Origin of the sequence: Pontibacter mucosus (assembly GCF_003054055.1) — a bacterium.
In the GTDB taxonomy this organism is placed as follows: Bacteria; Bacteroidota; Bacteroidia; order Cytophagales; family Hymenobacteraceae; genus Pontibacter; species Pontibacter mucosus.
In genome coordinates this window covers 244,981-271,144 of the sequence record NZ_QBKI01000007.1, presented here as the reverse complement: position 1 = coordinate 271,144, position 26,164 = coordinate 244,981, and the positions used below count along the sequence as shown (strand labels likewise).

Sequence of the window (26,164 nt, the reverse complement as noted above, 5' to 3'; positions counted from 1 at the left end):
CCTATGCAACTAAGTTTTTGGGAACAGGAAACCTACTTTAACCACATTGATGTACTCATCATTGGCAGTGGCATTGTGGGGCTGAACGCGGCCCTGCACCTGAAACAGCAGCAGCCGCAACTAAAGGTGCTCGTGGCGGAGCGTGGCCTGCTGCCAACCGGGGCCAGCTCCAAGAACGCGGGCTTTGCCTGCTTCGGCAGTCCCTCCGAGCTGTTGGACGACCTGGAGCACCACTCCGAGGAGGAGGTTTTCGGGCTGGTGGAGCGCCGCTGGAGAGGCCTGCAGCGCCTGCGCCAAAACCTCGGCGACACGACCCTGGACTACCACCGGTGGGGAGGTTATGAGCTGTTCGAGCCGCAGCAGCAGGAAGTGTACGAGGCTTGTCTGGACCAACTCCCCTACCTGAACCGGCAGCTGCAAAGTATACTCAACGAGCCGGAGATATTTCAACGGGCGGATGGGAAAATCGGCCAATTCGGTTTTAAAGGCGTGCAGCACCTGCTGCTGAGCACCGCCGAAGGCCAGATAGACACCGGTAAGATGATTCTGGCCCTCACGCAGAAAGTACAAAGTATGGGGGTGCTGGTGCTCAACGGGCTGGAGGTGCAGGCGCTGCAGGAGAATGCTCAGGACGTGCTGGCAACCACCGCGCAGGGTATATACCTGAAGGCCCGCGCTGTGCTGGTGGCCACCAATGGCTTTGCCCAAAAATTGCTGCCCCAACTGCAGGTACAGCCCGCCCGTGCGCAGGTGCTCATCACAAAGCCCATCAGCAACCTAAAGTTTAAAGGCACCTTCCACTACGACAAAGGCTATTATTACTTCCGCAACATCGGCAACAGGGTGCTCTTCGGCGGTGCCCGCAACCTGGCGTTCGAGGAGGAAACCACCATAGAACTAGGGCTAACGGAGCTGATTCAGCAACGATTGGAGCAGCTGCTGCATGAGGTTATACTTCCGGAAACGCCTTTCGAGGTAGAGCAGCGCTGGAGCGGCATTATGGGCCTGGGCACGGGTAACGCCAAAACCACGCTGATAAAGAAGGTAACAGACCGGGTAAGTTGCGCCGTGCGATTAGGAGGGATGGGCGTGGCTATCGGCTCCCTGGTTGGCGAGGAGGGCGCCGAGCTGGTGCTGCAGCAGGTATGAAAGCTTCAATAACAAACTCCACCCTCTGAACACAATGAGTATATCAAGGAGAGTCGCAAAGACTCTTAATACTTCCCCCTATATTGCCCTTTTAGTTTTTTGGGCGCTTGCAACTGCTATCAATGTGAACAAAGCATTTCACATAGATGACGTTTTCCACTTAGAGGCAGCTGAGTGGATTAAGCTCAACCCACTCCAACCGATGTCGGGAAAAATTAACTGGTATAACATCAGTGAGCCAATTTTCCACTTCAATCAACCTCCTGGGTACTTCTATTTCATAGCTACGGTAGGGGCTGTTTTTGGCTTCTCCGAAATCCCCTTGCACCTCGCACAAGGCGTGTTCAGCCTTCTTGCCATTATCTATTTTTACAGGCTACTATGCCTCTTCCAAAAGGATTTTGCATTGATAGGCACATGCTTTCTGGCCCTCGGACCTGCGTTTTTAGTAAATCAAAACCTAATGATAGATATCCCAATCCTGTGCTTATCTATCATCTTCATTTACCTTCTTGTGCAGGCAGATGAAGCAAATGAGGCAAATGAAGCAAGAAATGTTTACCTGGCTTCTATTATACTTACGATCGGTCTGCTCTTAAAATATTCATTACTGCCCCTCCTGCTGGTACTGGTATATGCAATATTCGAAAAAAGGAAGCCTCACTTAGTAAAGGCACTCCTAATCCCAGTGGTTGCGTTACTTGCCTGGGCAGGTTTAAACTATATGGAGTTTGGCAGTTCACACATGCTAGGGAGACCTAGAAATGATATTACCCTGAGCCTCATTAGTAATAACTTCATTGCATTTATACTCACAGTAGGAGGAGTTGCGCCTTTTTCACTTATGTTTATCAGCGCCTTCCAGAGCACGGAAAAGAAAAGGATAGTAATAGCGCTAGCTATCAGTGTTGCCATACTTGTGGTGGCTGCCTATGTCATGGTATATGGGCCCGTGGTGAGATCTATTCCCTATAGCCTGCTTTGGGCCATATTTGCATACAACGGTTTACTTGTTATCATCCTGTTTTTCTTTGCTGCAAGAAGAATGGTTCCTGATAGGAAGGCAGTAATAGTGTTTCTGTGGGGATTAGCGATGGGTGCATTTATTCTGATCTATTCACCATTTATGGCAACAAGACACGTGCTCCTGCTTCTCCCACCGTTTATTATACTTGGTGGATACGTCTATAGGAATACATTGCCTAAGGCCACTAAAGCATCAATTGGTCTCACCTGCTTTTTGGGTCTGGCACTAGGGATTTCCGACTGGGTTTATGCAGATTTTTACAGAAAAGCTGTTCCGATGGCTCTAATGCATGTGCCTACAAACAGCAAAGTATGGACTACAGGACACTGGGGATGGCAGTGGTACAGCAAAAAGGCTGGCATGGTGTTTTATGAGTACGATGTATCTGCTCCTCAAGCGGGAGATTATTTCGTTATTCCTGAAGTCATCGCAAAGCAGAAAGTATCGGATAACATTGTGCTAGAGAAAGAGGAAATTATAATCTACTCCCCCACCTTGCTGAACTTCTTCACTACTGCACATTTTGCCAGGTTTTATAACTCTTATTCGTACCAACTCCCTTGGTACCTATCTGTGGCCCCTGTGGACTCAGTAGGAGTGTATCGGGTTTCTGGAGTAGAATAGGTTTTCAGAAAAGAAAAGAGGCAAACTGTTCTGTTACAGCTTGCCTCCTCACATGGTATGCTGGCGTTGCATTACACGGTTACCCATTTTCTGGAAGTTTGGTGAGACATTGGTGTAATGGAGCGTTTTTGCGCTGCTTCCTGCTCAGCGCGGTAGAAGGCATTATACTCATCTTCCCCTAGCTCCTCCCGGAGCGCGATGTGAAAAAGTGCCATCTCGGGGTAGTACTTGTATTGCTGCTGGCGCTCCTCCGGGCTACTTCTGTTAAAGTCATAGAAACTCTTCATGGCTGGTACTGGATAATTTTAAGTATTTGGTTAGTAATAAATTAAACAACCATAACATACTCTTTCCCCATTGTTTAAGTTTTTGAGATTCTCAATCTTTACTTAGCTTCTGTCCAAAAAATGGCTGCTTCACTAAAAAAGGAGGTTTGTTTACTTCTTTTTTACACGTAACCCCTCAGAAGTATGGCTGGCACTGCTACAATTAAATCTTTCCGGCAGTCTTGTTGAGAGGTTAAACCATAAGTTATACTTTATACTCATATAGTATAAACAAATTCATCACGCCTTAAAACAAAACGAGCCCGACTTGCAGCTGGGCTCGTTTATACTTTGCTACTTAGGTCTGTTACCCTCCCTGTAGTGAAGGGCCTGTGCCAGGGTACAAGCTGCGATTACAGCACAAGTGCAGCCGGCAGGTTCATACTTCGCAAACAGTATTTAAAGGTTGGGCTGATTCTTACTCCAGCCCTAGCACCTCGGCGCCCTGTTCGAAAACAATGTCTACGGGTATGTTCGCTTTGGCCAGGCGGTCCAGGTCAGCCTGAAGCTGCGGACTGATCTGGCCCTGCTCATTCAGCAGTGTACCCACACCTGCATAATCGCCGTTGCCCTGCAGCGTCAGTATCTTCTCCGACAGCTTATTCATGGCCTCACGCATCTTGTCGTAGTTCACGCTGTACTTGCCCGTTGCCTCGTCCCGCTCAAAGGCGCCGTTGTCTTTAAAGAAATTGAAACGCACCATGTTCGCCTTGCCATGGGCACTGGCTGCCCCAAACCTAACCGAACGGAAAATACCAGCCAGGAAAGTAGTATAATACTCCTTCAGGTCACCTTCTACCTCGCCCTTCTCGTGCAGCTGCGTGATCATGTACAGCCCCAAGATATCGGCTTTGCCTTCTTCCAGCGCGGAGGCATGCTCTTTCAGAGCCTCGCGCACCGTGCCTTTTTTATTGATGGTGTTCTTGATGCCCAACCCATGCGCCACCTCATGGAACATGGTGTTGGCAAAAAAGGCATCGAAGGTTACGTACTGCTGCTGATCCTCTGCAATCAGTTCGTCCGCAATCGGCTCCATGATCTTGTCGAACTTGGCTTGCATGGCGTTCTTGAGCTGCAGGCGACGTGTGCCCTTCTTCAGCTGCACTTCCTCGTCGTTGGGCAGGTTAATGGCGATGGTCTTGCTGCCCGCATTGCTGTCGCCGGCATAGTATACTACGTCGTAGGCGTTCAGGTCGGAGTCGGTGCCGGGGCTTTCGGTTTTATACTGTGCCGCAACAGGCAGGCCACGCTGGAGCTCTGGCAGGAAGGCAGCATACTTGGACAGCCGATCGCTCCACTCCATATCCTTCACCAGCACGTAGGCCTCGTGGGCCGCTTTGTAACCGAAGAGCTTGTCCTCATACGTCTCAATCGGGCCAATCACGATGTCCAGCTTATTTGTTTTCATGTCCATCCATGCCAGGTCGGATGGCTGGTAGTTGTCGTTCAGCATGGCCTCAGCACGCAGGGTCAGGTATTTTTTCAGGCCGGCGTCCTCGGCCAGGGCAGCAGCCTGCTTCAACAGGTCCGACACGCGCTGCACCTGTTCCTTAAACTCCACATGGTAGGGCACTGTGATCAGCTTGCCTCCCGCATCACGGCGCAGGAGCGTATACTGGCTGGCTTTGTCGGGGAGGTTGGCTTGCTCGAACTCCTCCTTCGTCATATCGGTCGGGTAAAAATTGGCGCCGTCCGGCTTCGGCCCTACCCCGGGTATAAACGGCTCGTTGTTGTTCAGGCGGTCCCAAGGGCCATAGTTTATCTTCACATACTTTCGGGCAGCCTCGTTGTTCAGCGCGGCCAGCAGCGAATCACCCTTGCCGTACGCTTCATACCAGAACAGGCCGTTCATGATGTCCGACGCCTCGATCAGCAGCGGGATCATCTTTTTCTCGTTCTCACTCAGGTGGCTCAGGTCTGAGGTAAGGCGCACGGTTGTATAGGCATCCAGCTTCCGCTGCAGTTCGTCTGAGGCAGAAGTCTCAGTTGTGGCCTCGGTGGTTTCGGAGCTGTTGCCGCTGCAGCCAAAGGTAGCTGCGGCTATGGCCGAGGCGAAAAGTATGTGGCGTGGTTTCATGGGGTTAGTTTAGGATTAGTTTGATGATGAAGATAATGTTTTTTGGGTTTACGACAATGGAGGGGTTGTTCTTCGGTTATACTTTCTCAAGATGTTTACTGATACCAGTTTCAAAGCAACTTTGAATGTACCCTATACTTAGGCGATACCTTATACTTTGGCTATACTTTTATACTTTGGCTATACTTTCATAGCCATTGCTTCCTTCTATTTGAACTAAGCTATTCTTTCTAACTGCCGTTCATCCTCCAGCCCCACAAGCGGCTCGTTTCATCTCGGGCATTGGTGCCCTCAAGGCCGGGAGGCCTCGCCTTCGGGCATCGCGCTGTCTACATTTCCTTTGCTACCCTTCGGTCGCAATTTCGCTGAAGCGAAACCAGAAATCTAGAAGGCGCTCAACCCAAAGGCTGGGATAGGTTCTATAGCCACGGTTTCTACTGTCATCTCGACCTTCGGGAGAGATCTGATTAGAATCCCAGATAGATCTCTCGCGCTGCTCGAGATGACAGGTAAAGGAGTAAGTATAAATTCCCCTCCTTAGACAAGGAGGGGCCAGGGGTGGTTGGATCCGGTTCTACCAAACTCCCTCCCCTACTTAAGAGATGGCTGGGACTCACATCCAGCCATGTGAAGGACTTGGCACTAAAAGAAAAAGGGAAGCAACCGCAGCTGCCTCCCTTTCCCAAAGTATAAACAAGTATAAAACATTCCCTAAAACAGGCCAAACAGCTCGCGCTGGATCTTCTCGATAATCACGCCTAAATCCTCGGGGTTGGCTACAAAGTCCAAGTTGTTGACGTCTACCACCAGCAGCTTGCCCAGGTCATAGTTACCCATCCAGGTGTTGTAGTGCTCGTTCAGGTTGCGCAGGTAGTTAATGCTGATGTTGTTCTCGTAGTCGCGGTTGCGCTTCTCTATCTGGCCGATGAGTTTCGGCAAGTCGGCCTTCAGGTAGATCATCAGATCGGGCGCCTTCACCATGCTGATCATCGACTGGAACAGGGCGTGGTAGTTCTCGTAGTCGCGGGTGCTCATCAGGCCCGACTGGTGCAGGTTTTTGGCGAAGATGTGGGCATCCTCGTAGATGGTGCGGTCCTGGATAACATCTTTGCTGGCGGCCTGTATCTGCTGCACCTGGTTAAAGCGGCTGTTCAGGAAGTAAACCTGCAGATGGAAGGCCCAACGCTCCATGTCCTCATAAAAATCCTTCAGGTAGGGGTTATTGTCTACTGCCTCCAGGTATAAATCCCAGTTAAAGTGCTGAGCCAGCTTGGTGGCCAGCGTGGTTTTGCCGGCGCCAATGTTGCCCACTATCGCGATGTGCATGGTAATTCTGTACTTTTAAATATAAGGGCCACAAAAGTAAGCTATTTTAACAAAGCTTTATCTACAAGTTGCCCACGGGATTATCAACATTACGAAAACGCTATACTTATACTTGCAAACGATCGGGCACCCCGGTTTTTTAATGCCCAAATAGTAGGCTGGCCCCTTGCAACATATAAATAAGCGCTGTTATGGTGAATCCCTTACTCTTTAATTGCCACAGCCTCCTTTCGTGTTCTGATCCTTGAAACCACATGAGCACCGACTTCTTTGCCCTGCATCGCCCCGTTCACGATAGCCGGCATAAAGTGGATGCCCCCGTACAAGCGGCTGATCGCTGCCTCCTCGGCGGCTTCCTCAAAGGAATTGAAGGCTCTGGCAGGCAAGCCGAAAGCAACCTCTGTAGAGTCTATATACTGGAAGGAAGGGCCGTACAGATCGGTCAGGACAACGGCGGCGGCGTTGGAGATCACACTATGCCCGCTGGGGTACTCCGGGAAAGGGGGCGTTTGCAGTAACGGTACCCACTTCTCGTCAAGCAGCATGTTAATGGCTGTTTCCGGCCGTATGCAGTCACTCCGGTATTTTTCATCCCAGCAACTGATAAACCCGTCGGCCAGCGAAACAGATACCCGCAGGTACGTCTCCAGGGTTTGCATCATGTCAGCCTTTGCCTTCCGCGATGCGATGCCCGCGATACCCAGCCAGTGTCCGCCCGGGGTGATCTTCTTGGTGGCATACATCACATGCCCTGTGGTATGCATCACAAAGGGGTTGCAGTCCCAGAAACTTGCAATCTGCCGCTGCTCCTCCGTCAGGTTGCTGGTAGCTTCGTAAACAGCAAGTACATCTTTGTAAAAGTCGCTTTCCTTATCGGTGTCGAATGCAACTGCTGTTCCGGGTGCAAACTGGCTGCTGGAGTCCAGTACAAAAGGTCGAATCCTAGACCAGAAGGGCTCCACGGCATCCATGTAAGCCGGGGGCGTCGGCACCCAGCGGCCGGGGGCCTGAGACACCGTGTGGCGGTAGCCCCTGGTCTGCTTGTAGCCATCCTCTGCCGCATAAGCCAGAATACTTTTTGCTGCTGCCTGGCCATACCGCAGCGATCGGTTGAATACATCCTTCGGCACCCTCATTTCCCTGTATTGCTTATAAAGCTGCGCTTCATAGGCGTCGAACATGTCGGAGGAAAAAATAAGGCTGCGGCTCACCGTCAGGAAGGCATGCAGGCTGGCCAGCGGAAAACAGTATACCGAATCGGGGGTGGGCTGCGGTATACCTTTAAAGCCATTCAGCTGCCCTTCCAGCGACTGATAGGCCGGGTAATCATGCAGCAGCACCTCATAGGCGGCTATCTGAGGGTAAGTATAGATTCTGCTGGCAACGGGCGGGGAGAAAATATCGTGCATGATGATATCGGTCAGCTTGTTAACCGACTGGTGCACGAACTCAGGATTAGCAGCAGCCCGGCTGTAGTCTGCGTTTTTGTCCTGGCAGCCGGCCACAACTCCCCAAACAAGTAAAAGGAGGCTAACAAGTGTAAAGGGCTTCTTCATTGCCTTCAGATTTATGTTGATGAATTTAGGAAAACCGTTGCAACTAATAAACTGCTCCGCGGCTAGTTGCGGTTAAGGTTACCCCCGACAGACCGCTCTGCTTTGCTGCCTGCTGCCAGATACTCTCCCGCAGAACCCGGTTCCAGCTTCCTGAGGAGCTGCAAGGGCAGCTTGTTGCGCGCCACCAGCATCAGCTCCCCTTTCCCCGTCTTCAGTTTTTTGATATCGCGCACCTCGCCCTGCAGCAGGAACCGGCTCTCGGTGGCAGGTATTGCCCTGAAGCCCCCTTTGCCATCGCCCGCCAACAGCACGCCATAGCTGCCATCGTACCTGCCCTGGTAAGTGCTCACCCCATAATAATTCCCGCCGGCCAGGATATCCAGATGCCCGTCGTGGTTCACATCCTCCACATAAAAAGAGAAGATTTTGGAGACCTGCGCCTCCCGGGGCAGCAGGTGCTTTTTGAAGGTACCATCGCCCCTGTTCTCCAGGTATAACGACTCAAATGTGTTCACCTCCAGTACCTGGGCGCCTTCAAGCTCCCCTTTGTCGAAAAGCGCATCTATTGTTTTGCCAGCATACCCATTATAGGTAGTAAACTTCTTGTTGATAAGCGGGATTTGCTTCCCCAGCTCATCTTTTGTGGCCACAGGGTACCAGTCGTTGTGCAGGCGGTAGGCTAGGATGTGGTCCAGTGTTTCGTTACCGTCGATATCCTTGACATACATTCTGAGGGCGGTATCCTCCCTCTTCCTGAACTTCGTATTGGTGCCGAGGTTGCCCACTATAAGGTCCAGGTCCCCGTCGTTGTCAAAATCTGCCGCTTTCACCGTTTGCCAGAAGCCTACATACTGGTTCAGCTCTTCCTGGTCAGTTACTTTCACCAGCTTGCTGCCCTGGTTTTCAAAGACCGTTACCGGCATCCAGTCCCCTACCACCACCAGATCAGCATCGCCGTCCTGGTCATAGTCAAACCATGTGGCGTCTGTCACCATACCTGCCAGGCGGAGCCCGGGGGCCAGTTCATCCGTTCTGTCCGAGAAATTGCCTTTTCCGTCGTTAATGAGCAGGTAGGAGCTGGGCGAACGGCCGTACTGGTATGCAAGCACCCTGCCTCCCACGAACAGGTCCAGGTCCCCGTCGCTGTCAAAGTCAAAGGCCCTGACGCAGCTCTTGTTATCATACATGGGAGGCAAGCCCTTGCTTCGGGTAAAGTTTCCTTTTCCGTCGTTGAGGTAAAGCCGGTCGAACTGCTCCTTCATCTCGCCATAAAACTCATTCCCGCCGCTTACCACGTACAGGTCCGGATAACTGTCGTTGTTGGCGTCAAAGAAGATGGCGTCTACATCCTCATACACCGAATCTGCCTGGAAAAGCGCCTGATTAGAAAGAACAAACCGTCCGTCCGGCTGCTGCATAAAAAGCGAGCCGGCCTGCCACTTGGCTCCCCCCACGTAAAAATCATCCAGCCCGTCCCCGTTCACATCCGCAACAGCTATCTTAGGTCCTTCCGTAGAGGTTTGGAAGGGGATCAGGCTTTCCCGGTAAAACTCGAGGTAGTTGTTCTCCTGGTGCGTGAAGTTTAACTGGTAGGCGCTTGTCACATCTTCGTACAGTGGCTCGTGCTTTGGGGCGAAGTGACTGTAATAGACATGGGCCTCTTCCCGGGCAGCTGACTGCTCGAGCACCAGAGTTGTGTTGGCCTGTATATTTGTTCGCAGCTCGACCTGTTGGTTCCCCCAGATCACGACCAACGTATCGACAACATCCTGCTTGCCAAGCCCAAAGTTCAGTACGGGCTCCACAGAAGACATGAAACCGCGTGTAGGCATCAGCTGCTGTACCTGTATCCCTTCCTTGCCCTTGAGCAGCACTTTGGCACCATAGCCGAAGGCGTTCGGCTTAGCTCCTCTTAGCTGCACTTTAAGATAGTTGTTGCTGTTTAGCTCATTGCCGTTGTTCCTGTAAATGCCGGCAGGTTGGTTGATGTTGTTGGTGATCAGTTCCAGGTGGCCATCATTGTCCAGATCGGCATAAACGGCCCCGTTTGACACGGTTGGCTCCGCGAAGCCCCATGTCAGGGATTTGTCCTGGAAGCGCAAACTCTCAGTTCCTTTGTAGAGGTAGTTGTGCACTTTCCCGTCCGGCATCATGCTGATGCCTTTCTGATCCAGTGACTTCGATATTGTAGAGGCATGTAGCATGGAGTCGGAGGAGGCAAACTTGATATAATCCATGTTGTTAGGCCGGCGCACAATACCGTTTGTAATAAAGATATCTTTGATGCCATCGTTGTCGTAGTCGGCCAGCAGGGTGCTCCAGCTCCAGTCGGTGGCCGCTACACCGGCCATTAACCCGATGTCGGAGAACTTCTCCCCCCCATGGCTCAACTGCAGGCAGTTACGGCTGTACTGGTTAAAATACCCGAACTGCAGTTTATACAGGAAAATATCCAGCGGGTCCTCTCCCATCGAGGTTTTCTCCACCACTTCATCTTCCGGGTACATATCCAGTGTCATCAGATCCGGGTAGCCATCGTTGTTCATATCGGCGGCGTCGCAGCCCATTGAGAACCGGCTCAGGTGCTGGAAATGCTCCTTTACGCTCTCCGTGAAGGTGCCATCTCCATTATTGAGGTAATAGTAATCGTCTTCATGGAAATCGTTGGACACATAGATATCGTCCCAGCCGTCGTTGTTCATATCGGCCACCACTACGCCCAGTCCATAACCCATCGCGGCACCGTATATGCCTGCCTGCTCGCTTACGTCCTTAAATCTGACAGCCTCTCCTGCTGCAGCCTCCCCATCGGGAGCGATCAGCTGGTTTTCGAATAGGATGTCACCCGCTTCGTTGCTGCGGAGGTTCCGGGTGCTTACGCGGTCGTAGCTCCGGGAAGTATGCACGGCATGGTTGAGCAGGTATACATCCAGGTCCCCGTCGCGGTCATAGTCGAAAAAGGCCGCCTGCGTAGAGAAACCTGTGAAATCCAGGCCGTAGTCAGCGGCTCTCTCGGTGAAGGTCACTTTGCCGTCCGCGCCGGCCCCGTTGTTAATGTATAGCTCATTGGCGCCTTCCATGCCCTTATAATCGCTCACCGCACATACATAGATGTCCAGCAGCCCGTCGCCGTTCACATCGGCCATCGCCACGCCCGTTTGCCAATCAGAATAGCCCTCGATACCGGCTGTTTCAGAAATGTCCTCAAACGTAAAGTTTCCTTTGTTCAGGTACAGCTTGTTTCTGCCCTGGTTCGAGACAAAGAACAGATCCACCAACCCGTCGTTGTTCACGTCTCCGGCAGCTACGCCGGCGCCATTATAAAAATACAGGTAGCTTAGGATGTTCAGCTTGTCCGTGTCCTGCACCTGGTTCACGAAGCTGATGTGGGTTTGCGTAGAATCCAGCGCTACAAAGAGCGCACGTTCCCCATCGGCCGCCCGGGTCTGGCAGCCTGAAAGTGAGAATGATACCGTAACTGCAATCCCTGCTATAGTGAGCAGCTGGTTAATATGCTTGGTTATCATGGGAGTGTGTTTCATGGGCTGACAAACTAAACAACTACCGGCACGCCCTTATCGGGCTGCTATTTTACGCCACTTGTTTTGAAGGCCAAAAACCTGCAGCGGAGCATTATTCTTGGCCAGGAGGAAATAAACCTCTCCGTTAGCCCCGACCACCTGCCGCATCCGGCGCACCTGCCCTTTGGAGAAAAAACCAGTCTCTTTCGGCTTTCTCACCTCAAACCGGCCGTTGCCTCTGCCTTCCAGCAGCAGGCCATAGTTGGCATCGTACTGCCCAATCTCCGGCAGCACATCGTAAAAATTGCCGGCCAGCAGCACATCCAGATGCCCGTCCTGGTTATAATCTACTGTTTCGATTGCATGTATGGAGGAGAACTGTACTTCTACAGGCAGCGCTTCCAGCGAGAAATTCCTATTGCCCTGGTTTATCAGAAGGGATGAATTGGGGTTAACCACCTTTTTTACCACGGCCTCCCTCAACTCCTCCTCCGGCAGCACCTCATGAAGCTGTTTGCCGGCATAATCCTGGTGTTTTACAAACCTCCTCTTGATACTGGGCACCCGCTTTTGCAGATCCTGCTTCAGTACCATCGGGTAAGCCTTGCCATCTTCTGCATAGCAGTTGATGATTTGCTCCACCGTGCCGTTACCCTCAAAATCGTGGACGTACAGTTCAACGGGCTGCTTCAGGCTGGCTGCCATCCGGCTGTTCCTGCCCAGGTTTCCAAGTATAAAATCGGTGTCTCCATCTCCGTCCAGGTCGGCAGCCTTAATGGTATTCCACCACCCGGCTGAGTTAGGCACTTCGGTCTTAGAGTTGAGCTTCTGCCCTTTCTCATTCAGGAATACAGTGACCGGCATCCAGTCTCCCACCAGGATAAGCTCCGGGTATTTGTCTCCGTTTACGTCAGCCCAGACCGCATCCGTGATCATGCCCAACTCATTGGACGGCAGGTACCGCTTGGTGTAGTTCTTAAAGTTGCCGCTTCCGTCGTTCACATACAGATAGCTGGGCGGATCATAGCCGTAACTGCCCGGAATCATGCGGCCACCCACAAACAGGTCTATGTCGCCGTCCATGTCGAAATCCGCGGCTGCTACGCAGGAAGCATTGGTCTCCAGGTTGGGCAGCCGGTCCTCTTTGGTAAAATTCCCTTTCCCGTCGTTGATGTAGAATCTGTCCAGCAGCTGGGGTGCCCCAGGCATAAACTCATTGCTGCCCGTCACCACGATCAGGTCCAGATCTCCATCCCCATCCGCGTCAAAAAACAGAGCGGCTACGTCCTCAGAATCCTTGTCTTCTTCGAAAACCTGGCAGCTGCTCTCCACGAAAGTACCGCTCTTCTGCTGCAGAAACAGTTTCTTGGTTCCTCCTGCCGCTCCGCCTAAGTATACATCCACCAGCCCATCGCCATTCACATCGCCCGTTGCCAGTGCGGGGCCTTGGGTAGAGAGCATCTGCTTTAGCAGCCCGTCTCGGTTGTAGTCCACAAACCTGCTTTCCTGGTGCACGTACTCCAGCTTTAGGGCGTTGGTAGCATCATAAAAAGGCTTGTCCGGGATAAGTGCTTCCGGTATGTGTAGCTGGTCTGCCTGCCCGTAATCCAACAAGAGGTCCTGATCCGCCTTTACCTGTTGCAGCACCTGCATCTTGTCGTCCGGCCAGATTACCCGGACCGAGTCGATCTGCGCCTCTTTCCCCAGCCCAAACACAAGCGTCAAATCTACAGATGATTCAAACCCGCGATTGGGCATCTGCTGCAGGTATAATGTTCTCTGAGGCTGGTGCACGTACACCTTGGCGCCTATCCCATGCAAATTTGCCTGCCCCCCTTTCAGCTTTACGCGGAGGAAATGATGTTTAAGCGTTTCTGTGGCTTTGTTCCGGTAAATGGAGACCGGCATGTTCACGTTATTCACTACCAGGTCCAGGTCCCCATCGTTGTCCAGATCCCCGTAGGCGGCCCCGTTGGAGAAGCCGGGCGCGCCCAAACCCCACACGCCAGCGTGGTTCACAAACTGCAGGTTCCCCTGGTTCCGGAAAGCGTAGTTAGGGATAGGCGTGGAGGTCATCTTATCGATCAGCCCCTTGTTGTAGCTGTACCCACCGCCGCCTTCTGCCGCTTTACGCATGGTTTCCTCACTGCCAAGGAAGTTTACAAAGTCCTGATCCGTCAGGTCTTTGTAAATGCCATTGGCTACGAAAATGTCTTTCAGGCCATCGTTGTCCATGTCAAAGATCAGCGCACCCCAGCTCCAGTCTGTCGCATGCACTCCGGCCAGCCGGGCTACCTCGCTAAAGGTGTTGTCTCCGTTGTTGAGATGAAGCGTGTTCATCATGTACTGGACATGGAAGTCGCGGGCCAGCTTGATCTGCTGCAGGTCATAGTTCTCGTACGAAGAGGTTAGCTTCAGCCTCACATCATCAGCAGGCAGCATATCTGTCACGAAGATGTCCAGGTTGCCGCTGTTTGTCAGGTCTGCAATGTCTGCCCCCATAGAGGAAAGACTTTCATGGGGCATCCATTCCTTACTGGCCTCGGTAAATGTGCCGTCCTGATTGTTGATGTAGAGGTAGTCCCGCTCGTAAAAATCGTTGGAGATAAAGATATCCAGCCAGTTGTCGTTGTTCACATCACCAATGGTGATCCCCAGCCCGAAGCCTATCAGGCTACCATAAATACCGGCCTCCTCACTTACATCCGTAAAACGGCCATTGTCGTTTCGGAGCAGCTTGTCTCCCCCCAGTCTGTTGCGCTGCTCCCGCAGATTTGTAAACCCCAGGTGGCTGACCGGGTAAGAGCTGTTATTTAACAGATAGACATCCAGGTCACCGTCGCGGTCATAGTCAAAAAAAGTGGCGTGGGAAGAGTAGCCTTCATCATCGAGCCCGTAGGCGGCGGCTTGCTCAGAGAAAGCGGGCACCCCTTTATCCGAGATGCCGGTATTAACAAACAACTCGTTCTTACGGTTATCCCCATTCACCTCACCCGCATTGCAGACATAGATGTCCAGCAGCCCGTCGCCGTTCACATCAGCCATGGTCACGCCTGTGCTCCATGCCTGGTTTCCTGCTACGCCGGACTCGGCGGTGACGTCTTCAAAGATGAAGTTGCCTTTGTTCAGGTACAGCTTGTTTTGGCCTGTGTTTGAGGTCAGGTAGATATCTGCCAGCCCGTCGTTGTTCACATCGCCGATGGCCACCCCCCCACCGTTGTAGAAATTACGGTAGTTGAAGATGTTCATCTCCTCACTACTTTCCACCTGATTGATGAAGCTGATATTAGTGGCCGAAGGGGGCATTTCTTCGAACAGCGCAGTCTCTTGCTCCCGTGAATTTTCGCTACAGGCGATACACGTGGCAAGGATAAGGGTGGTGGCTGATGCAGGTATTCTCATGGGGTCGAAACAAGAAAATGGGGTACCGCTAAAACTTAAATTTTCCCAGGGTGCAGACATATTCCGCACCTTGGGAAAATTGCGTAATTCAGCACAGGATCAATATCCTGGATTCTGCGTCAGGTTAGGATTGTTGGCCAGCTGCTGAGCGGGAATAGGGAACAGCGCCCTGAATGGCTCCGTGTTGGTTTTGAACTGCCAGGTGTCCTGGGTATACCTGCCAAAGCGGATCAGGTCGTTTCGGCGCCAGCCTTCCCAGGCAAATTCTCTGCCGCGCTCGTTTAACAACTCATCCAGGGTAATGGAGCCTAGGGCGCTGACGCCAGCCCGTTCCCGTACCTGATTTACTAATTCAAGCGCAGCTGTGGCATTTCCAGTTCTTAGCAGAGCCTCCGCTTTCATCAGCAATACATCCGCATAGCGGAATACCACGAAGTCGTTGTCCTGGTCTGTTCGGCTGTTGTTAGGCTGCACCTCATACTTCACGCTGCGTACGCCTTCATTTTCAAAAGCCCGTTCCAGCGATGTAATCTCTGGAGTGATAATCAACTCTTTGTTACGATTATCGACAACGTCTGTAAACGTAATAATATTACCCGTATTATCCCGTTGTGGCCCTACCAGCCACATTGACTTGCGTTCATCGTCATCAGAAAACAAATTATAAAACTCTGCTCTGGTAGCAAATCCATTCCATGGGTTGGTGTTCAGACCATATACGGGTCCGTGAGCATAGTGCAAAGTTCTCATTTGCCAGTTCATTCCTCCTGCCAAGATCCTGTCGTAAGGAATGGTAAAAATATTCTCCGCGTAAGTTGACGGGTCATTGCCATTATTCACTTTAAAATTGCTCAGGAAGTTTGGGTTGAGACCGTAGCCAACCTGTGAGTTGATCACTGCATCCGTCGCAGTGATCACGTCCTGCCATCTGGGCGTACCTGTATACACTTCGGCGTTCAGGTACAACTTTGCCAGCAGCGTGTTGGCAGCTGCCTTTGTAAAGCGACCGTATAACTCCAAAGAGTTTCCCTCTTCCAAGGTAGGCAATGCCTCCTGTATTTCTTTTTCCACAAAGGCAAAAACCTCAGCCCGGGAGCTCTGCGGCGGGTTTCCTGGAGGGGTCTCTTCAGTTATGATAGGCACATTGCCATACATATCCAACAGCCAGAAATAGGCAAAGGCGCGCAACATTCTTACTTCTGCCACAAGAACATCTTTCCCTTCTATTTGTAACTCACTGGTGGATAGTGTAATCAGATTTAAGTTGGCGTTGGCTATCACGCGGTAAGCCCATTCCCACGACCCGTTGACCTGACTGGGCGAAACAGAGGTCCATTCATGTCTGGCCATCTGCTGCCAGGCAGCATTGTCATACCAGTTAGGCCCGCGGGTAGGCACTACCAATTCATCAGATGTTGCCTCGAGAAAGATTAAAACCGGGTCTAGGAAGCCGCGGAGTTCAGCATAAGTGGCTCCCACTGTGGAGCGTAACTCTGCCTCAGTACGAGGAAATTTAGAGGCCTCTGCCTGATCAAAAATCTCAGAATCAAGATCCGTGCAGGCCTGGATAGCAAATCCTGTTGCCAGTGCGGATGCGACAGCTAAAACCTGCAAGCGCTTATATGTTCTCATGATAGAATCAGTTTATAAATCATACCTGTAACAGTTCAACTGTACATTTATTAAAAGGTCAGAGAAACTCCAAGGGTGAAGGTGCGGGTTCTTGGGTAGAATGAGAGCGGTTCTATACCAGGTGACAAACCTGCTGCCTGAATATCGCCTGCGTTTATATCCGTACCTCCTACAGCCCTTCTGATGACAGAGGCTTCTGCAGGAGTCAGGTTAGCGCCACCTGCGCCGCCGCCGCCACCTGGCTGTACCCCTGCTGATTGCGAGCCACCATAAATATCACGGGAGGTTCCAAGTCTTGGCTCAGGGTCTATGCCGCGGTAATTCGTTATAACAAAGGTGTTGTTACCGGCAATGTAAACAGAAGCGTTGGTAAGGTATTTCCAGATAGTAGGCAGACGGTAAGAGAGGCGGAAGTTATCCAGCCGAACAAAGTCGCCATCTTCTACCCATTGGTCATAAAAAGCAGGTGATATACCTTCGGGTATACCGGTGCCGAAGGCATCTTCCACCACGTTGTTGCTAGGGAATCGGTTCGGGTTGGCCGAATAGATATAGGGCCCGTTCACGATCTGGTGGCCCAAGGCACCTCTGAACAGGAAGTTGAGGTCGAAGCTTTTATAGGTAAAGTTGTTTCCCCAGCCAAATATCAGGTTCGGGTTGGCATCTCCCAGCAGTGTACGGTCCTCACCGAAGGGGTCATTCCCGCCGCCGCCAAAATCTTCCCACTGATAAATGGGCTCCCCTGTATCACTGGTGCCATAGCCTCTCAGAACCGGTCCATAGAACTGGCCCACCGGCCGCCCTTCCAAGAGGGCCACAGGTGCTGCTATACCGCCCTGCCCACTGCCAAAGCTACCATAGGTTCTGGGGCTGGTAGGGTCGTACTGGAACAGGCCTGAACTGAGCGAGACAACCTCATTTTTGTTATGCGACAGGTTGATGAGTGTGCGCCACTGGAAGTCGCCTGCGTCTACGGCCAGGTAGTCCAGAGCCAGTTCAATACCCCTGTTATTGATCTCTCCCACGTTAGCCAGGATGTTGGGTGCCACGGCTGTCAGGTTCTCGGATCCATATCGTGTACCAATGGCGATCGGGTATTCAAACAGCAAGTCCTCAGTGTCTTTGTCGTATAGTTCCAGCGATCCATTCAGGCGGCCACCCAGGAAGGCGAAGTCCAGCCCCACGTTCCACATTTTAGATGTCTCCCATTTCAGATCCGGGTTGGCATTCTGGAGCGGCCTGTAAGCCCCGATGAATTGTCCGCCTGATTGATAAGTACCACTTCGCGCATATAATGGGCGGGCCGCATAATCCGGAATACCTTCTTGGTTACCTGTAACGCCGTAGCCTATGCGCAGTTTGAGGTCATCGATAAAATCAACACCTTGCAAAAAAGCTTCTTCCTTCAGGCGCCACCCTACAGAAAGTGACGGAAACCAACCCCAACGATTGTTCTCACCAAATCGCGAAGAGCCATCCCGTCGGATGTTGGCGGTCAGCAGGTACCTGTCGTTGTAAGAATAGTTAATACGTCCTATAAAGCCAATCAGTATAGCCTCCGACTGGTGCGAACCTACTTCCCGGTCTAATGGATTATCACCTGTACCGATGTTGTTATACCCGAATACGTCGGGGAATCCTCTGTTAGCCGCAAACAAGCCTTGGTTTGAAAGCTTCTGGTAGGTATAGCCACCCAGCACATTAAAGCTATGTGTACCAAACGCTTTGTTATATTGCCCGGTTAACTCCAGTAACCGGTCAACAACTTCTCTTTCGGAGCGGAACCCGAAGGACACGTTGTTGTTATTGGCACGCCAGGTACTTGGCCGGAAAAAACCATAGAGGCTGTTATAACTGTTGATTGAGGTGTTCACGCCAAACCGAAGACCTTCAAATGGCTCCACAAAAACTTTTAGGTTGCCAAGCGTTAGCCTGTCCCTGGATTCATTCGTGATTTGCTCCATACGGGCTAATGGGTTCTCAATCTCGAAACCACCCGGTATACGATTGCCATTGAACTCATCAAAGCCCGCTACGCCGGGCTGCAGGTAGGTACCCTGGTCATTATAGACAGGGAAGGTGGGATTGATTCTGCCGGCCAGCAGGAAAGGGAAGTAGTCAACGTAATCCTTGTTACTTACCTGTTGAGAGAGCAGCAGTTGTATTTCCAGCTTATCATTCAGGGCTTTCTGCACCAGGTTCAGGCGCCCGTTCAGGCGATCGAAGCCGGAGTTGACCGCAATACCTGGCTGGTCCAGGTATACGACCGAGCCACGGTAGGTAAAGTTTTCAGTGCCTCCTGAAACAGCGACGTTATGGTTGTGGCTGATAGCCGTACGCGTTAACTCATCAAACCAATCGGTGCGGGCGCCATAATCGTTGGCCGACACGTCTAACCCCTGCTCCCTTAGCCTGTCCACGTACTCATCTGCCGATAGGAAAGGTAAGGTTCTGGCCACTTCTTCTACGCCCACATAGCTATTTACTTCTACTGTGACCTTGCCTGCCTCACCACGCTTGGTGGTGACAATGATTACCCCGTTGGCACCTCTTGAGCCATAAATTGCAGATGCAGAGGCGTCCTTCAATACGTCAATCGACTCGATGTCTTCCGGCGCCACTGTGTTCAGATCAGCCCCGGCCACCCCGTCTATCACGATCAGCGGCTCACTGTTGGCACTCAGGGAAGAAGTTCCTCTCAGGCGGATTGCCGGGCGGTTATTGGTCGGATCGCCACCGGCAGACACAATATTAAGTCCGGCCACTTTCCCCTGTATGGCCTGCATTGGGTTGTTAACCACACCTGAGTTCAGGTCCTTGGAGGTTACCGTAGCCGTAGCCCCGGTCACGTCAGCTTTTCGCTGGGTACCATAGCCGGTTACCACCACTTCCCCTAAGGCTTGTACATCAGAAGCAAGCGTAACATTGATAACAGACCGGTTATTGATGGCTACCTCCTGCCTTTGGTAGCCCAGGGAGGAAATAACTAAGGTGCCGTTGGGATCGGGTACGCTGATCGTGAAGTTACCTTCTGCATCCGTGGTTGCTCCCACCGTGGTACCCATCAAAAGAACGGTAGCCCCAGGTACGCCTTGCCCCTTTTCGTCTGAAACTCTGCCGCTAACGTCAAACCGCTGCTGCTGCACCAAGGCAGCAGCACTTGCGTTGCCGGCAGCTTCTGCCAAAGGCACCTCCTGAGAAAGGCCTAGGGTTACCAGCAATACTACAAATACCTTCTTTTTCGACAGGAGCTCTAAAAGAATATTTTGATGAGGCACATCTGAGTTAAAGTATATCTTTCTCATATAATGGCTTTTAGATGTGATAGTTTAAATAATAGGAAACACACAGCCAGTCGTATCTTCAAAAGCTCTGTTAAAGCATGTGATGCAACAGGTCTGTCATACTTTGTAAGGGTTTGATATCCATATAGGGCATCCGGCTAAGCACACCTCGATTCCAATCTTGTATATACCTGGCTTTTAGCGCCTTTCCACCCATACTCCTATAAATATCATTATTATTACAAATACCATCTAAAGGCAAAAAAGTTGTATTTAAATATTTATTTTCATAAAAAAAATATGATTAAATACTTGTCTGTTAAAATTTTAACAGAAATATTACTAAAAGCCTATTATTATTCCTCTGTTAATGCCCTATCGAATCCTGGTTAAAGGATCTGTCTCGCCAATGGCTGTTTTATACCTAGTAAACCAGTTGCTTATTTAAAGTGCAGCTATGCTTATAAATTTACTACACATTGATTATCAACTAAATATACTTTAAAGACTTTTGGTGATGGCAGGAACATTCATTATTGTTGCTACCTATTTGAACGCAAGGAAAGGGGACGTAAAAGGATAAGGCAACAGAGGTAGCAGTAGATGAAGGAATGGTATTTAGGAAAGAAAACGGAGCATATCGTATGCCCTTGGTGCTGCGCTTAGCAAGGTCGGCTTCTACCAACAAATGAAAAATATTGACGTTTATTGAATAGTAAATTATGTTATTGTCTCAACTGAACACCTAGACAACAGCAAAATTTTATTTTTAAACCAAACTTAATATAAGTTATGACAAAGGGACATAACCAGGACAAGAACAAGTCGCAGAAGCCCGAGGCAAAGAAGCAGGGAGGCCAGGAAGGCACCCGCAGCCTGGGCGACCAGCAGAAAGACAAGAGCCCGAACCAAGGCCGCAACGAAAAGCGCGACCAATCTGGCGGAACAAAAGGCAAGAACTCCATTTAGAAACAAACTAACCAGAAACAGGCAGCCCCGGCAGGTTATACTTCTGCCGGGGCTGCTGCCTTTTTAAACTTTAAACTTTATACTTAGCGGCGCTCTTTTCTACGGTCCTCGTAAGCGTCTTTGGCCTGGCGGCTCTTCTGCAGGGTGGTAAACTCTACCTGCAGGGCCGCAATCCTGATTTTATCGCCTGCACTCAGCAGGTCCAGCACATCAGCTTTGCGGCTGTTGAGCTCACCCATCACAAACTCGGCGTAGGCCCAGTCGCGCAGGCTCCAGTCCTGGCGGTAGCCCCGGGTATACTCCAGGGCACGGGTGAAGGCATCGCGCAGGTGCACCGGTTTTATACTTTTAATCGTGGTGGTGCCCGTCATCTCGCGCTCCCAGCGCTCCAGCTCGCGCCCGTCCAGGTCCACCAGCTCGCTCTCGTGGCGCTGCTGCCAGGCGGCGTACTGCTCTTTGTAGCCGTTATACTCGCTCCTGGACTTCTCCGACAGCTTTCTCGTGTTGCCGTCCAGGCTGTAGGTGAGTTCTTTAAACTCTTTTTTGACAGTGGGCCACTCGGCAGCGATTGTGCTATCGGCCTGGCTGCTGCGCTGCTTCATCCAGGTGCGCAGGTCGGCCAGGTCGCGCTCCAACTGCGATTGCGCCTGCACCACGCCAGCCGCTGTTACCGTCAGCAGGATGGTCAGCATCCATCTAAGGGTTCTCTTCATAGTTGTATCAGCTATACTTATAAACTTTACTAAGGCTCATCCGTAAATATTGTGCCAGAATAATATTCCGCCGCCACTTTATTTCCGCCGGCCAGGAAACAAAATGATAACATCAACCGCGGCGGCTTGTTTCATACTTATACAGGCAAACCTCGTTTAAACTTAGTAAGCATCCAAAAAGTAACGTCACAAAGTATGGCGTGGGGACTATTTTATGAGTAAAAAGGCAAAAGGCAGCTTCCATGAGACCGTTATTTCGATCAGCAACAGCGATGGGGCCACGCTGAGCGTGGACAGTTTCCCGTTCAAGTCAACGCTGAGCCTGGAGCCGCTCATCACCTACTGGGAGAACAAGCTGAAGACCGACCCCAAGTGCAACGCCTCCCGAATCCGTGAGTTGATACGAATGCTGCGCAGCAGCCAGGCCCTGGCAGGTTCTATCGAGGACGAGGGCGTGATGCAACAGCACCTGGACACGCTGAACGTGCTGATGGGGGAGATTTTTCCGAGCGCCCTGTGGGAGAACGACATCAAAGCCGTGACGGCGCCGTTCAGCTTCCACCGTTTCTATGCCACGCCGAAGCTCGAGGAACTGGACCTGCTGGCTAGCGCCGATCCCTGCAACCGCCTGCCCCTTGACCGCCAAACACTGCTTTACCGGCTCACCCTGCAGGCCTACACCATTATACTTACCAAGTTCTACAACGCCAACTTCATGGTAGATGAGCCCTTCGTGTTTACCGTGCACGATAAGTTCACGAACCTGCCACGCCACTACAAGGTAGACATCGACCTGAAGTTTATGGAAGTAAAGGCCATCGGGGAGATAAAACCGCTCACGGCCCAGCAGATAAACTACCTCATTAACCGCTACCACGACCTGGACCTGTGGATGCAGGTGATCCCGCCCGATAACTTCGAGTTCAGCGGCTTTGCCATCCACGACTTTACCGACGTGACGATGGAGGAGACCATCTCCTCGCTGCGCTACGACCTGCTGGACAGAGACTCGGTGAGCTCAGAGGAGGGTTTTCTGAGCCTGCAGGAGAAGCTGCGTGTGCTCTTTGGCCTGCCCGGCATTCAGCTCGGCTTCGCCTCCTGCCCCGACCTGCGGGAATTTGACACGGGCTATGCCCGCCGCATCTGGAAAGGCCTCATCCTGACCCACGACTGTGACCTCTCGCTGAAAGACATGAGCGGCTCCATCTACGAGCCCGTGCTGCGCGAAGGGCATACCGTGGTGGTGGAAGACCTGCAGGAGCTGCAGCATACCACCCGCATCGAGCAGCGGCTGCTGGAGCAGGATATCCGCAACCTCATCATCGCGCCCTTGCAGTACGAGGGCAAAACACTGGGGCTGATGGAGCTGGCCTCGCCTATCCCCGGTGAGCTGAACGCGCTGTCTACCATCAGGCTGAAGGAAATACTGCCGTTGTTTGCCCTGGCCATTAACCGCAGCCTCGACGAGCTGCGCAGCAGCATCCAAAGCATCATCAAGGAGAAGTACACGGCCATCCACCCCATTGTGGAGTGGCGCTTTACGCAGGCAGCCATTAACCTGCTCGAGAAGATGGAGCGCAACGACAGCCCGGAGGTGGAGCCCATCATTTTCCGCGATATCTACCCGCTCTACGGCTCGTCGGACATCCGGAGCTCTGCCACCGAGCGCAACAAGGCCATTCAAGGCGACATGCTCGAGCAGCTGGTGCTGGCTAAGGAAGTTATACTTACCGTGAAGGATAAAATGCCCCTGCCCATACTTGACGAGCTCATCTTTAAGATCGACAGCCTGTCGCAGGGTATTTTGCATGAGCTTTCCTCCGGCGACGAGGTGGCCATACTGGACTTCCTGCGTTCGGAAATAGAGCCGCTCTTCGGCTACTTTGCCAAAAAGGACCCGGCCTCCGTGAAGCCGATAGAGGCATACCGCCTGGCCATCAACAACCCTTACAAGGCCGTTTACAACAAGCGACGTGCCTACGAGGAAAGCCTGTTCATGATCAACGAAACCATCTCCGGCTTCCTGGACCGCGAGGAGGAGAAGGCGCAGCAGATCTTCCCGCACTACTTCGAGAAGTATAAAACCGATGGTGTGGAGTATAATATCTACATAGGAGCCTCGCTGCTCAACACCGGAAGCTTCCAGCCGATATACCTTAAGAACATGCGCCTGTGGCAACTGATGCTTACCTGCGAGATAGCCCGCCGCACCCACAAACTACGCAGCAGCCTGAAGCTCCCGCTGGAGATCACCCAGCTCATCCTGGTGCACGCCGACCCCATCTCGATACGCTACAGGCTCGATGAGAAGAAGTTCGACGTGGACGGGGCCAACAACATCAGTTACGAGATCATCAAAAAGCGCCTCGACAAGGCCACCGTGCGCGGCAGCGAGGAGCGCCTGACCCAGCCCGGCAAGATAGCCATTGTGTATACCCAGCAGGGGGCCATGCAGGAGTACATGCGCTACATCCACTTCCTGGTGGCGGAGGGTTATATTGAGGAAGAAGTAGAGCAACTGGAGGTAGAGGATTTGCAGGGAGTGCAGGGACTGAAGGCGCTGCGCGTAACCGTAAACCTGATAGAGGAACTGCGCCACAACATAGACGCCGGCGACGAGCTGCTCAGCATCGCCCGGTCGGCCAGCCTGAACTGAAAAGCAAAGTATAAAATATACCAAATATCATATAAATTAAATTTTTTAAATTTTTTCTAAGTCGGACATATCTATCCAAACAACTTGTATTACAATAACTTAAATACAAGATTCAACCTACACCAACCTACCCATTCCTATATATTTTACAAACAAGTGCAATTTTTTTAAAATGAATGGCGTTCTCAGTGAGACTTGCGGGAAAAGGCATCCGGTAAGCGTTGTTTCATCATATTTCAACTTTTAGCCCAATGACACTGAGAAACAAATTTATGCCTGCTATGCTGATGTTAGGCGTGGTGGCGTTTAGCTCTTGCGAAAAGCAGGAAGACGAATCAATCCAGCCTACGCTGGAGCGGAAGGGAGTTATCACCCACATTATGGCAGACTCTGCCGAGGTTACCTCCTATAATTTTGCAGGCTCTAACCTGAGCCAAATCAATCACTACGACGTGGAAAGCGGCGAGCTGGAAAGTTTTGAGAAGTATGAGCGCGACCAGAAAGGCCGTATCCTGAAGAGCAGCTCCTATGCCGCCGGCACCAAAGCGCTGCTTTCGGAGCAGACCTTTACCTACAGCACCTCCGGCGAGTTGACCAAAAGCACCATGGCCTACTACAACGGCAGCAAGCTGGAGTACACCGCCTACGCCACCTATGATTACGACGCCAACAACAAGCTGGAGAAAAAATCAGTTTTTGAAGGAAAAGAAGGGGAGGGAGAAGGCAAACTGAAGTCTTACACCACGTATGAGGTGCTGCCCAACGGCAACTACGCCCAGGAGAAGCAGTACGTGATAGACGACAACAACGAAGCCAAGTTGTTCTCTACCACCACCAACTCCTACGATGGTAACGTGAACCCGTTCCACAACCTGACCGAGCCCGGAACGGCCAGCAGTCCCAACAACCTGACAGCTTCCACCACCGTGGTACACAACAGCAAGAAAACCTACAAGTACAGCTACACTTACACCTACGATGAGCGTGGCTACCCGCAAACCCAGACGGTAACGTCGCCAAGCGGCAAGCGTGTAACCTACCAGTACCTGTACAGCCATTAACAACTATTAGCCAAATTTGCAGCAGCGGCCCCTATTACAATAATATGGGGCCGCTGCTGTTTTATCCCTGTCGCGGCTTGCTCCTTTTGCAGGAATTCCGGCAACAATGAGTATATTGCTCTACAAAAAACAATGCAACACCATGTCTAAAACGAGAATTACAGTAAACAATAACGGATCGCTCCGCATTGAGGGCGAGGATTTTGAGATTGTAGATAAGGACGGGAACGTATACGGCCTGGGCGGTCGCACGCTGGTATCTATCTGCCGCTGCGGTCTGTCCAAGAACAAGCCCTTCTGCGATGGCTCGCACAAGGGCCATTTTGAGCACAACGCCGAAGCCTTCGACCTTCCTCCCAAAAAAGTATAACCCATAAAGTATGGCAGAGCGCCTGGTTACCATTGCCACGTTTCATGAGCTTACCGAGGCCCACATCCTGAAGGGCCGCCTGGAGGCAGAAGGTATACTTTGCTTTCTGGGGGATGAGCACATTGTGGGGGTGCAGCCCTTTTACTCGGTGGCAGTGGGAGGCGTGAAATTGAAAGTGTCGGAAAGCGACGTGATGGAGGCCAAGGCCATCCTCGCGCGCATCCAGGAGGGCACCAGCCAGTTTGATTACGACACCATCGAGCTGGCACCGCCCATGCAGGAGCATGCCCCGGCACGCACCTGCCCCAACTGCGGCTCCGACAACGTGGCAGAGGAAAAGTATAACAAGACGGTTTTCTCGCTTAGTTACCTGTTGCTGGGTTTTCCGGTGCCCTTCCGCAGCCGCAAGTATAAATGCTACAACTGCGGCCATTTCTGGAAAGCGAAGAAATAAAAAGGGAGCCTGTTGGG

16 protein-coding genes are annotated in these 26,164 nt (G+C 51.7%); 7 read left to right on the top strand and 9 right to left on the bottom strand.

Features of this window, described 5'->3' with window-relative positions; genetic code table 11:
* Window positions 1–3: 3 nt before the first annotated feature.
* Window positions 4–1,149: an NAD(P)/FAD-dependent oxidoreductase gene (locus C8N40_RS14980; protein WP_108212603.1), complete on the top strand. Its 1,146-nt coding sequence runs from the start codon at window positions 4–6 to the stop codon at window positions 1,147–1,149.
* A 34-nt stretch (window positions 1,150–1,183) separates the two neighbouring features.
* Window positions 1,184–2,800, top strand: coding sequence for an ArnT family glycosyltransferase (locus C8N40_RS14975; protein ID WP_108212602.1), 1,617 nt, complete (start codon window positions 1,184–1,186; stop codon window positions 2,798–2,800).
* A 71-nt stretch (window positions 2,801–2,871) separates the two neighbouring features.
* Here C8N40_RS14975 and C8N40_RS14970 read toward each other — a convergent pair whose 3' ends face one another.
* From C8N40_RS14970 to C8N40_RS14935, 8 genes are all read right to left on the bottom strand, one after another.
* The gene (locus C8N40_RS14970; protein WP_108212600.1) at window positions 2,872–3,087 is read right to left on the bottom strand and encodes a hypothetical protein; all 216 of its coding nucleotides are present in this window, start codon (window positions 3,085–3,087) and stop codon (window positions 2,872–2,874) included.
* 457 nt (window positions 3,088–3,544) lie between these two features.
* Window positions 3,545–5,203 (bottom strand): dipeptidyl-peptidase 3 family protein, encoded by a 1,659-nt coding sequence (locus C8N40_RS14965; RefSeq protein WP_108212598.1) that lies wholly within the window; start codon window positions 5,201–5,203, stop codon window positions 3,545–3,547.
* A 711-nt stretch (window positions 5,204–5,914) separates the two neighbouring features.
* The gene (locus tag C8N40_RS14960; RefSeq protein ID WP_108212597.1) at window positions 5,915–6,529 is read right to left on the bottom strand and encodes a deoxynucleoside kinase; all 615 of its coding nucleotides are present in this window, start codon (window positions 6,527–6,529) and stop codon (window positions 5,915–5,917) included.
* A gap of 203 nt (window positions 6,530–6,732) precedes the next feature.
* The gene (locus C8N40_RS14955) at window positions 6,733–8,085 is read right to left on the bottom strand and encodes a vanadium-dependent haloperoxidase (protein WP_108212594.1); all 1,353 of its coding nucleotides are present in this window, start codon (window positions 8,083–8,085) and stop codon (window positions 6,733–6,735) included.
* A 62-nt stretch (window positions 8,086–8,147) separates the two neighbouring features.
* Entirely contained in the window at window positions 8,148–11,612 is a 3,465-nt protein-coding gene (locus C8N40_RS14950; RefSeq protein ID WP_108212592.1) for a VCBS repeat-containing protein, read from the bottom strand.
* 48 nt (window positions 11,613–11,660) lie between these two features.
* Window positions 11,661–15,008 (bottom strand): VCBS repeat-containing protein, encoded by a 3,348-nt coding sequence (locus C8N40_RS14945; RefSeq protein WP_108212590.1) that lies wholly within the window; start codon window positions 15,006–15,008, stop codon window positions 11,661–11,663.
* Between the two features lie 99 nt (window positions 15,009–15,107).
* The gene (locus tag C8N40_RS14940) at window positions 15,108–16,640 is read right to left on the bottom strand and encodes a RagB/SusD family nutrient uptake outer membrane protein (protein WP_108212588.1); all 1,533 of its coding nucleotides are present in this window, start codon (window positions 16,638–16,640) and stop codon (window positions 15,108–15,110) included.
* A gap of 50 nt (window positions 16,641–16,690) precedes the next feature.
* The gene (locus tag C8N40_RS14935) at window positions 16,691–19,945 is read right to left on the bottom strand and encodes a SusC/RagA family TonB-linked outer membrane protein (protein WP_108212587.1); all 3,255 of its coding nucleotides are present in this window, start codon (window positions 19,943–19,945) and stop codon (window positions 16,691–16,693) included.
* A gap of 771 nt (window positions 19,946–20,716) precedes the next feature.
* Between C8N40_RS14935 and C8N40_RS22710 the strand changes: the two genes are divergently transcribed.
* On the top strand, window positions 20,717–20,893 hold the full coding sequence (locus C8N40_RS22710; protein WP_170114114.1) for a hypothetical protein: 177 nt from the start codon (window positions 20,717–20,719) through the stop codon (window positions 20,891–20,893).
* A gap of 83 nt (window positions 20,894–20,976) precedes the next feature.
* On the opposite strand, the gene C8N40_RS14930 is transcribed toward C8N40_RS22710, so the two are convergent.
* A complete protein-coding gene (locus tag C8N40_RS14930; protein ID WP_146173576.1) occupies window positions 20,977–21,606 on the bottom strand; it encodes a hypothetical protein in 630 nt (209 codons plus the stop codon).
* A gap of 214 nt (window positions 21,607–21,820) precedes the next feature.
* Between C8N40_RS14930 and C8N40_RS14925 the strand changes: the two genes are divergently transcribed.
* From C8N40_RS14925 to C8N40_RS14910, 4 genes are all read left to right on the top strand, one after another.
* Complete coding sequence (locus tag C8N40_RS14925; protein ID WP_108212584.1) at window positions 21,821–24,262, top strand: GAF domain-containing protein; 2,442 nt, start codon at window positions 21,821–21,823, stop codon at window positions 24,260–24,262.
* 251 nt (window positions 24,263–24,513) lie between these two features.
* Entirely contained in the window at window positions 24,514–25,323 is an 810-nt protein-coding gene (locus C8N40_RS14920) for a hypothetical protein (RefSeq protein WP_108212583.1), read from the top strand.
* A gap of 142 nt (window positions 25,324–25,465) precedes the next feature.
* Complete coding sequence (locus C8N40_RS14915; protein WP_108212581.1) at window positions 25,466–25,693, top strand: CDGSH iron-sulfur domain-containing protein; 228 nt, start codon at window positions 25,466–25,468, stop codon at window positions 25,691–25,693.
* Window positions 25,694–25,703: 10 nt separating this feature from the next.
* On the top strand, window positions 25,704–26,147 hold the full coding sequence (locus tag C8N40_RS14910; protein ID WP_092099753.1) for a putative signal transducing protein: 444 nt from the start codon (window positions 25,704–25,706) through the stop codon (window positions 26,145–26,147).
* Window positions 26,148–26,164: the final 17 nt, after the last annotated feature.

What these genes read in the sequence shown, in the direction of transcription:
- C8N40_RS14980 (WP_108212603.1), top strand. Translation starts at nt 4, where the DNA reads ATGCAACTAAGTTTTTGGGAACAGGAAACCTACTTTAACCACATTGAT.
- C8N40_RS14975 (WP_108212602.1), top strand. Translation starts at nt 1,184, where the DNA reads ATGAGTATATCAAGGAGAGTCGCAAAGACTCTTAATACTTCCCCCTAT.
- C8N40_RS14970 (WP_108212600.1), bottom strand. Translation starts at nt 3,087, where the DNA reads ATGAAGAGTTTCTATGACTTTAACAGAAGTAGCCCGGAGGAGCGCCAG.
- C8N40_RS14965 (WP_108212598.1), bottom strand. Translation starts at nt 5,203, where the DNA reads ATGAAACCACGCCACATACTTTTCGCCTCGGCCATAGCCGCAGCTACC.
- C8N40_RS14960 (WP_108212597.1), bottom strand. Translation starts at nt 6,529, where the DNA reads ATGCACATCGCGATAGTGGGCAACATTGGCGCCGGCAAAACCACGCTG.
- C8N40_RS14955 (WP_108212594.1), bottom strand. Translation starts at nt 8,085, where the DNA reads ATGAAGAAGCCCTTTACACTTGTTAGCCTCCTTTTACTTGTTTGGGGA.
- C8N40_RS14950 (WP_108212592.1), bottom strand. Translation starts at nt 11,612, where the DNA reads ATGATAACCAAGCATATTAACCAGCTGCTCACTATAGCAGGGATTGCA.
- C8N40_RS14945 (WP_108212590.1), bottom strand. Translation starts at nt 15,008, where the DNA reads ATGAGAATACCTGCATCAGCCACCACCCTTATCCTTGCCACGTGTATC.
- C8N40_RS14940 (WP_108212588.1), bottom strand. Translation starts at nt 16,640, where the DNA reads ATGAGAACATATAAGCGCTTGCAGGTTTTAGCTGTCGCATCCGCACTG.
- C8N40_RS14935 (WP_108212587.1), bottom strand. Translation starts at nt 19,945, where the DNA reads ATGAGAAAGATATACTTTAACTCAGATGTGCCTCATCAAAATATTCTT.
- C8N40_RS22710 (WP_170114114.1), top strand. Translation starts at nt 20,717, where the DNA reads ATGACAAAGGGACATAACCAGGACAAGAACAAGTCGCAGAAGCCCGAG.
- C8N40_RS14930 (WP_146173576.1), bottom strand. Translation starts at nt 21,606, where the DNA reads ATGAAGAGAACCCTTAGATGGATGCTGACCATCCTGCTGACGGTAACA.
- C8N40_RS14925 (WP_108212584.1), top strand. Translation starts at nt 21,821, where the DNA reads ATGAGTAAAAAGGCAAAAGGCAGCTTCCATGAGACCGTTATTTCGATC.
- C8N40_RS14920 (WP_108212583.1), top strand. Translation starts at nt 24,514, where the DNA reads ATGACACTGAGAAACAAATTTATGCCTGCTATGCTGATGTTAGGCGTG.
- C8N40_RS14915 (WP_108212581.1), top strand. Translation starts at nt 25,466, where the DNA reads ATGTCTAAAACGAGAATTACAGTAAACAATAACGGATCGCTCCGCATT.
- C8N40_RS14910 (WP_092099753.1), top strand. Translation starts at nt 25,704, where the DNA reads ATGGCAGAGCGCCTGGTTACCATTGCCACGTTTCATGAGCTTACCGAG.